This is a genomic window from Sphingobium sp. (assembly GCF_041987595.1).
Classification (GTDB): domain Bacteria; phylum Pseudomonadota; class Alphaproteobacteria; order Sphingomonadales; family Sphingomonadaceae; genus Sphingobium.
Genome location: NZ_JBHIWJ010000084.1, coordinates 1 through 8,233, shown reverse-complemented (window position 1 = coordinate 8,233; position 8,233 = coordinate 1). Strand labels below are relative to the sequence as shown.

At 61.3% G+C, this 8,233-nt stretch carries 7 protein-coding genes and 1 pseudogene; 4 read left to right on the top strand and 4 right to left on the bottom strand.

The window, feature by feature from the left end; translation table 11 throughout:
- Together ACFC3J_RS17305 and ACFC3J_RS17300 are read right to left on the bottom strand one after the other, a co-directional pair.
- Positions 1 to 833, bottom strand: an 833-nt coding sequence (locus tag ACFC3J_RS17305; protein WP_375197347.1) for a bifunctional ornithine acetyltransferase/N-acetylglutamate synthase, incomplete at its 3' end; no start/stop codon positions are given.
- A 31-nt stretch (positions 834 to 864) separates the two neighbouring features.
- Positions 865 to 2,409: an ArnT family glycosyltransferase gene (locus ACFC3J_RS17300; RefSeq protein ID WP_375197346.1), complete on the bottom strand. Its 1,545-nt coding sequence runs from the start codon at positions 2,407 to 2,409 to the stop codon at positions 865 to 867.
- A 215-nt stretch (positions 2,410 to 2,624) separates the two neighbouring features.
- Between ACFC3J_RS17300 and secA the strand changes: the two genes are divergently transcribed.
- Positions 2,625 to 5,354, top strand: coding sequence for a preprotein translocase subunit SecA (gene secA / locus ACFC3J_RS17295; RefSeq protein WP_375197345.1), 2,730 nt, complete (start codon positions 2,625 to 2,627; stop codon positions 5,352 to 5,354).
- 33 nt (positions 5,355 to 5,387) lie between these two features.
- Here secA and ACFC3J_RS17290 read toward each other — a convergent pair whose 3' ends face one another.
- A complete protein-coding gene (locus ACFC3J_RS17290) occupies positions 5,388 to 5,822 on the bottom strand; it encodes a DUF983 domain-containing protein (protein ID WP_375197344.1) in 435 nt (144 codons plus the stop codon).
- Positions 5,823 to 6,123: 301 nt separating this feature from the next.
- Positions 6,124 to 6,360 carry a hypothetical protein gene (locus tag ACFC3J_RS17285; RefSeq protein WP_375197343.1) on the bottom strand — a complete coding sequence of 79 codons (237 nt, stop codon included), beginning with the start codon at positions 6,358 to 6,360 and terminating at the stop codon, positions 6,124 to 6,126.
- A 253-nt stretch (positions 6,361 to 6,613) separates the two neighbouring features.
- Here ACFC3J_RS17285 and ACFC3J_RS17280 point away from each other — a divergent pair, with 253 nt between their 5' ends.
- The 3 genes and pseudogenes from ACFC3J_RS17280 to ACFC3J_RS17270 all read left to right on the top strand — a co-directional run.
- Positions 6,614 to 6,919 (top strand): hypothetical protein, encoded by a 306-nt coding sequence (locus ACFC3J_RS17280; RefSeq protein WP_375197342.1) that lies wholly within the window; start codon positions 6,614 to 6,616, stop codon positions 6,917 to 6,919.
- Positions 6,894 to 7,610, top strand: a complete 717-nt coding sequence (locus ACFC3J_RS17275) for an IS6 family transposase (RefSeq protein WP_374614269.1) — start codon at positions 6,894 to 6,896, stop codon at positions 7,608 to 7,610. Before ACFC3J_RS17280 ends, ACFC3J_RS17275 begins: the two co-directional genes overlap by 26 nt.
- Positions 7,611 to 7,675: 65 nt before the next feature.
- Positions 7,676 to 8,233, top strand: a pseudogene (locus ACFC3J_RS17270) (Tn3 family transposase); the annotation flags it as partial.

Genomic DNA, 8,233 nt, shown 5'->3' with positions numbered 1-8,233 from the left:
TCGCGCACCACGAGATGCGCCAACTGGCGGCAAAGGTCGCCCAGCGCGGCCGCAAAGGCATCAGCCCCCGCGTCGTCCATTGACATGAGCGGCGCATTGCCGGCCCTGCCGGTCGCGAAGGCCAGCACCGTGTCGCTTGTCGACGTATCGCTGTCGACCGTGATGCAGGAAAAGCTCCGCCTGTTGGCGGCAGACAGCATTTGCTGGAGCAGCCGGGGATCGATAGCGGCATCGGTAAAAATATAGCCCAGCATCGTCGCCATGTCGGGCGCGATCATGCCGGAGCCTTTGATGATTCCGGCCAGTTCCACCCGCTTGCCGCCGATCATGGCGGAAACATGCGCGCCCTTGGCATAGGTATCGGTCGTGCCGATGGTCTTGGCGGCATCTTCCCAATCGCAGGTCTCCGCGCCAAAGGCCGCTTCCAGCCCGGCCTCTGCCTTTTCGATCGGCAGGGGAACGCCGATCACGCCGGTCGAGGAAATGAATATGTCCGAAGGCTTGCAGGACAGATGATTGGCGACCTTGGCGGCAATGGCCTCCACCGCCGCCCGGCCGCGATGTCCGGTAAAGGCATTGGCGTTGCCCGCATTGACCACCAGCGCCCGCGCCGAACCGAGCGGAATGGCGTCACGACACCATTCAACCTCGGGGGAGGGGCATTTGCTCTGCGTAGTCACGCCCGCGACCGCCGTGCCTTCATCCAGCTCGACGTAAGTGAGGTCGCAACGATCCCAATTCTTGTATCGCGCGCACGCGATCCTCAGCGTGACGCCGGCGATGGGCGGCAGGAGCGGAAAGGATGCGGGGGCGAGGGGAGAACGCGTGATCATCGGCGCGGGATGATGGAAATCGCGCGTCCCGTCAATCCGCTGGCGGCATGCTCCGCACATAGAGGCGGCCAACACCGTCCGGCATGATGATCATGCGATAGCCCCGCGCCCTGGCATAGGCAATCAGGCTGTCGTCCGGGCGTAGGGGCAGCTTGCGGATGCCCATTTCATATCCGGCGAGAATGGCCGCGGGCGGCTCACGGTCCATGTCGGCCAGCAAGGCCGGCGTCATGACATGGAGCCTGCGCGCCTGCGATTCGTCCAGCGTCCATCCCGTCCGATAGACGAAAGGCCCGGCAGCAAAGCGACGGTCGATCGCCAATCCGCTATCGGCCAGATATTGCGGAGACAGGCTGGCGACCTTGTCATCGCCCGTCAGGGAACGAACCTGCGCGCCCGCCCACCGGGCGTCGGCGGAGGCGGCCAGCATAGGGGATCCATTCCGGACCATCGTCCGGACATGACGTATGGCAGGCAGGCTTCCGAACAGCGCGGAAATGCCAAGCAGCGCGGCGACGGCGGCTCTCGCTCCATGTCTCCAGCGGCCCACATCATCCAGCAGCAAGCCCATGCCAAGCGCCAGAGGCGGGAGCAATGGCATGACATATTGCACCTGAGACGGCGTCGGCAACGCTGCGCCAATCAGACCGCCGGCGATCAGCCAAAGCGCCAGCGCCTTTTCCTGCGAGCGTTCCCGTCGGCGCTCCATCCACGCCTGTCCCGCCAGCAGCAGCAGGCCGACCAGAGCCGGACCCCGCCACAAATATTTGAGGAGGTCGCCCAGCTTTTCCAAAATCGACAGTTCATGGGCCGCGCCGTTGGCCGCATACCATTGGAACGGACCGGTGGCGGCGAAGCTGACGACGCCATAGATGAAGGCCTCGGGCGAGATCGCCCAGGCCAGTATCATCGGCGTCGCGCCAGCCAGTCCCCCTGTGGCGAACCGCAGCGCGGAGCCGATCCTGTCATGCCGCATCTTCAGCAGAAGAAACAGCCCGGCTGCGACGCCGATCGGGATGAAGTTGAGCTTGGACGCGATGGCCAGTCCGAAACATGCCCCGGCGAAGAGAAACCAGATCTGCCGCTCCCGCCGCAACGCCTGAAGCAACGCCAACATTCCTGTCGCGACGAGCAGGGTGGGCAGCATGTCATTGCGCACCACGCTGCCGGTGAACTGGAAAGCGGCCGTCCCCGTTATCGCCAGCGTTGCGATCAGCGCGCTGCCGCGCGATATGCCCGCCACGCGCTGGGACGCCCAGAGCAGCAGGACGGCGGCGGCGGCGGCGCCCCCCGTCGCCAGCCGCATCGCGACCACCATGTGCGAAGGGAAAAGCCAGACCAGCGGCGCGAAGGTCCAGGCGTGCAGCGGCGGCTGGAGATAGAGGAAGTCCCGAAAAATCAGCATATGCGCGCTGAAATAGGCTCCGGCGATATACTGGCTTTCATCATGGTCGAAGGGCGTCGCGAGCGCCGCAAGCGCAAACCATGTTGCCGCGATGACCGCCAGCGCGGGAAGCATGATGAAAGTCGCGCCACGCAACTTTGCGCTGGATGGGCCGGAATTCACGTCACTCACCTTTCATTTTCCGGAGGATTTGCCATAGGACGCCGCGCTCCGCCAATATCCGCTTCGTCCGGGCTTGGACAAAAGAAAATGGCGCTGGCCGTCATTCATGACCGCTTCACCACTGCTTTGCTCTGATTGACTAAAGGCTGTGCGGTCCCTAAATCGCCGCGCATGTCTGTGCGCGTTGCCTACGGTCACGCGCTCCCCTTTTGTCAGGAACTTGCATGTTCGGCGCACTCGCCAAGTCCATTTTCGGCTCATCCAACGACCGCTATGTAAAGTCGCTGGGCAAGACCGTCGAACGCATCGCCTCTTTCGAACCCGCCATTTCGGCGATGAGCGATGAAGAGCTGACGGCGCAAACCGTTCGATTCCGTGAGCGTCTGGCTCAGGGCGAAACGCTGGACGACCTGCTGCCCGAAGCCTTTGCGACCGTCCGCGAGGCCGCCAAGCGGACCCTTGGACAGCGCCATTACGATGTCCAGATGGTCGGCGGCATCGTCCTCCATCGTGGCGAAATCGCCGAAATGCGCACCGGTGAGGGCAAGACGCTGGTGGCGACGCTGGCAACCTATCTCAACGCGCTGGAGGGGAAGGGCGTTCACGTCGTCACCGTGAACGATTATCTGGCCAGTCGCGACTGCGAATGGATGGGGCAGGTCTATCGCTTCCTGGGGCTGACCACCGGCGTGATCGTGCCGAACCTGTCGGAAGATCAGCGTCGCGAGGCCTATAACGCCGACATCACCTATGCGACCAACAATGAACTCGGCTTCGATTATCTCCGTGATAATATGAAGTACGACCGCGCATCAATGGTGCAGCGGCCCTTCAATTTCGCGATCGTCGACGAGGTGGACTCGATCCTGATCGACGAGGCGCGCACGCCGCTGATCATATCCGGCCCGACCGACGACAAGTCGGAGCTTTATGTCGCCGTCGACAGCATCGTGAAGCGGCTCGACGACAGCGATTACGAGAAGGACGAGAAGCAGCGCACTGTCACCCTGACCGAGGACGGCACCGAGAAAATCGAGCGGATGCTGGAAGAGGCAGGGCTGCTTCAGGGCGCCAACCTCTATGATTTCGAGAACACCGCCGTCGTCCATCACGTCAACCAGGCGCTGCGCGCGAATGTCATGTTCCGCCGCGACATCGATTACATCGTCAAGGACGGCAAGGTCATCATCATCGACGAGTTTACCGGCCGCATGATGGACGGGCGCCGCTGGTCGGATGGCCTGCATCAGGCGGTGGAAGCCAAGGAAGCGGTGAACATCGAGCCGGAAAACCAGACGCTCGCCTCCATCACCTTCCAGAATTATTTCCGCATGTATCCCAAGCTGGGCGGTATGACCGGCACGGCCGCGACCGAGGCGACCGAATTCTACGAAATCTACAAGATGAACGTCGTCACGATCCCGACCAACCGGCCGGTGCAACGCATCGACGAGGAAGACAGCTTCTACAAGAATCTGGAAGACAAGTTCCGGGGCATCGCGCGGACCATCCGCGAACATCAGGAAAAGGGCCAGCCCGTGCTGGTCGGCACGGTATCGATCGAAAAGTCGGAAATGCTGTCCGAATTCCTGAACCAGGAAGGGGTGAAGCACGCCGTCCTCAACGCCCGCTTCCATGAGAGCGAAGCGCATATCGTGGCGCAGGCAGGTCGCAAGGGCGCCGTGACGATCGCCACGAACATGGCAGGTCGCGGTACCGACATCAAGCTCGGCGGCAACCTTGAAATGCGCGTCGAGGACGAATTGCGCGATATGCCCGAAGGGCCTGAGCGCGAAGCCGCCATCGCCCGCATTGAGGCCGAGATTGAGGCGGAAAAGGCCGAAGTGCTTGCCGCCGGCGGTCTGTTCGTGCTGGCAACGGAGCGCCATGAAAGCCGCCGTATCGACAACCAGCTGCGCGGCCGCTCAGGCCGTCAGGGCGACCCCGGCCTGTCGCGCTTCTATTTGAGTCTCGACGACGATCTGATGCGCATCTTCGGCCCGGACACGATGTTCGCCAAGATGATCCGCTCGAACCTGGAGGATGGCGAGGCCCTGCCTCCGTCGAAATGGCTCAGCAAGGCGATCGAGACCGCCCAGAAGAAGGTCGAGGCGCGCAACTACGACATTCGCAAGCAGGTCGTCGAATATGACGACGTCATGAACGACCAGCGCAAGGTGATCTACGAACAGCGCGCTGACATCATGGACGCCGAGACGGTGGACGACGTCGTCACCGACATGAGGCGTGAAACCGTCAACGATCTGGTCGGCGCATCGTGCCCGCCGGGCACCTATCCCGAGCAATGGGATATGGAACGCCTGAAGATCCGGACGGCCGAGATATTGAACCTCGAACCCGATTTCGACGCATGGCTGGCCGAGGATCATGTCGATCCGGAGATGATCGAGGAGCGGCTGGTCGCGCTGGCCGACGGCGCCGTGGCCGAGAAGGTCAAGGAACTCGACCCCGAAAACTGGCACATGATCGAGAAGTCGATCCTGCTTCAGAGCCTGGACCATCACTGGAAGGAGCATCTGTCGACGCTCGATGCGCTCCGTCAGGTCGTGCATTTGCGCGCCTATGCGCAAAAGACGCCGATCAACGAATATAAACAGGAAGCTTTCGCCCTGTTCGAGCGGATGCTGGGCAATATCCGGGAGGATGTGACCGGGTCGATCGCGCGCGTTCAGTTCCGGATGGAGGAACCGCTTCCTGAATTCGACCTGCCGGTGCTGCCCGACTTCATCACCACGCACATCGACCCTTTCTCGGGCGAGGATAACAGCGCGGATATCGACGGCAGCCAACTTGGCATCACCACCACCATTCCGCGACCGCCGGTTGGAAATGCGCAGCCGGGCGAGTTCGCCAATCTGGATATCAGCCGCAACGCGCTTTGCCCCTGCGGTTCGGGCCAGAAATATAAGCACTGCCACGGCGCGCTCAGCTAAGCGCGCCGTCTTTACCCGGTCATGCGGGCCCGTCTATTCGGGGGGGCGGCCGTCGTGAAGCTGCGCCCATAGGCGGGCGGTCCCGGCTTCCTGCGCCTTGTTCACATATTGCGCGGCGATCAGCCATCCTTTGATCGGCCTGAGCGGCAGCACTGCCGTCAGGATCAGCACGGGGATTCCGACGGCCAGATGCACCCAAAGGCCGGGCCGGACCAGAATTTCCAGCATCACAATGAAAATCACTCCCGGCACGCAGGCAAAGAGCTGAACGAAAACCGCCGGCCCGTCGGCAGGATCAGCGAAATCGTAACTGAGACCGCAGACTTCGCAATGGTCCCTGACTGTCAGGAAACCCCGGAAAATATGCCCCTCGCCGCAGCGCGGGCAGCGTCCAAAAGGACCCGTCTCCAGAGGCGATCGCTGCGGCCAGCGCTGTGCGTCGTCCGCCGCCATCAAATCAGCGCTCATATTGCTGTCGTCCATCTTTCTGCTGTCCTGCTTTGCGCGAGATGTCATGATGCAGAGGCGCGTTTCAATTGGGCTTTTTGCCCTATCAGGCAGCTTTGTTCGAGTTTACGCTACTCTGTTCGAGTTTACGCTACGGAAAGCTGGAGACCCTATCGTCGGATAGATTGCCAGAAAATCCGCCTCCAGCCAGGGAGACGGTGATTTGAATGCCCGACAACAGGCAAGCAGCGCTCCTGGCCGTCTGTCCAGAAGCGTTTTTTTCCATCTCAATCAAATATGCGGGAAAAAGTTGTGCCGACGCTCAATGCCGGGTCTTGCCCAGATGGGCGTCCGCAGCACCCTGATCCCGTTCCATGGCATCATGCAGAACCTGCTCGGGACAGGAAATGGACAATGCCCTCACCTTGTATCGCAGCGCCAATTCCCGATGAGCCGCGATTTCCTGCGGCGATCCTTTACGCCTGGCGGCGGCATCGGCTTTTGCAGCTTCTTCCCTGGCTCGACGAAACAAATAACGGGCATCGGTATCGACAGACATCACCACCTCCGATGATCAGACTGCGACCCTAGCACGGCGCGTAAGCATAAGCTTTAATGAAGATCAATTTTCCACCGGCAGGAAATGGCGGAGGATGCGGGACCCCAATCCGAAGTTCTCTCACATCGGAACCCTTGGTTTTCCTGGGGTATCATTAAATTTCTAATATTGGCTTCGCCCATTCCGTGCCTGTCTCGATATCGCCATTTAATAGCGATGGTATTCCGATGGAGAGGATGCGGTAATAGGGGGCATGGATACAGCCGATTCAGACCTGCCGGATGCTGCTGTTGAACACATCAGCCAGATGCTGACGCTGGCCAAGTGCAAGCATCAAGAGGCCATGGCGTTGCTCGGCACGCCTGATCCGAACGCCCTGCCACGCCTGCGTGAAGTGCTTCGGCTCTTGGAAGAGGTCGAGCTGTTGGCCGATGACGCGACAAGCTATGTCGAGGCAGACGTGATGAAGGCAGGGCACTGTCAAAGGGATTGCACCGCTAGCGGTGGAAGATCGCGGTGGTTAGAGTGCGGTCATGCCTCGCCCTCGCAAACCCGCTAATCCGTTCCGGTACTTTCACTCCTCGCCGGAGGTCATCCGGTTGGTGGTAATGCTGTATGTCAGGTTTCCGCTGAGCTTGCGGAACGTGGAAGATCTCCTGTTCGAGCGTGGGATCGATATCTGCCATGAAACGGTGCGGCTCTGGTGGAACCGGTTCGGGCCGCTGTTCGCGGCAGACATCAGGCGCCAGCGGGTCAGCCGCATGCGGGGCTTCCGCCACTGGCGGTGGCACCTCGATGAGGTCTACGTAAAGATCAACGGCGAGATGCACTACCTGTGGCGCGCAGTGGATCACGAAGGCGAGGTGCTGGAAAGCTATGTCACCAAAACCCGCGATAAAGCGGCGGCTTTGCGCTTCATGCGCAAGGCTTTGAAACGCCATGGCCAGGCCGAGGCTATCGTCACCGATGGCCTCAAATCCTATCCTGCCGCGATGCGCGAACTGGGCAACGAGGCACGCCGCGAAGTCGGTCGACACGCGAACAACAGAGTGGAAAACTCACACCTGCCATTCCGCCGACGAGAACGGACGATGCAGCGATTCCGCCAGATGAAGTCGCTCCAAAAATTCGCCTCGGTACATGGCTCAATCTACAACCACTTTAACCAGGAACGTCATCTCGTCGACCGACAGACCTACAAGCTTCGCCGCTCGGCCGCACTGGCCGAGTGGCAAAACCTCATGGCCTAAGATGCAGCGCGGGTAAGGGGGCGTCAGACCAACGGAGAGCGTTTCGCATCAGACTGACACCTCCCAACCGGCGCACCATCAACGGCAAAATCCGGCTGCTTGCCCAACTCGGCGCTGCCTTGCTCGCCGCCAAGATATCAGGTGGCGATATCGGCGCTGCGGTCGAGGCAGCGATCGGATGGAATGATCTCGGCCGCGAGGTCGATGAAGCCCGCAAGCTGATCCGCCCCGATTCGGTCGATCCCGTCGCGGTCGCCGCGACCAATTACCCCGTCCTCCGACAGGTCGGTCCCTCGTTCATCGCCTCGTTCACATTCGGGGCGGTGCCAGCCTGCCATGCGCTCGCGCGAGCGGTCGCGATCATGCGCGACCTTCATTTTGGTCATCTGCGCAAATTGCCTGCAGGCACGCCAGTCGGCTTCATCCGGCAAGCTTGGCGTCGGGCGATCGGCACCGGCATTCCCGATCGCAGGATCTATGAATTGTGCGTGCTGGTCGAGCTTCGCGACCGGCTTCGCGCCGGCGACATGTGGGTCGAGGGAAGCCGACGCTATCGTGCTGTCGAGCAGCAACTCATTCCTGCCCCCGTATTCGCCAACATGCGCGCGGCCGGCCCCTTGCCG

What these genes read in the sequence shown, in the direction of transcription:
- ACFC3J_RS17290 (WP_375197344.1), bottom strand. Translation starts at nt 5,822, where the DNA reads ATGAGCGCTGATTTGATGGCGGCGGACGACGCACAGCGCTGGCCGCAG.
- secA (WP_375197345.1), top strand. Translation starts at nt 2,625, where the DNA reads ATGTTCGGCGCACTCGCCAAGTCCATTTTCGGCTCATCCAACGACCGC.
- ACFC3J_RS17285 (WP_375197343.1), bottom strand. Translation starts at nt 6,360, where the DNA reads ATGTCTGTCGATACCGATGCCCGTTATTTGTTTCGTCGAGCCAGGGAA.
- ACFC3J_RS17275 (WP_374614269.1), top strand. Translation starts at nt 6,894, where the DNA reads ATGCCTCGCCCTCGCAAACCCGCTAATCCGTTCCGGTACTTTCACTCC.
- ACFC3J_RS17280 (WP_375197342.1), top strand. Translation starts at nt 6,614, where the DNA reads ATGGATACAGCCGATTCAGACCTGCCGGATGCTGCTGTTGAACACATC.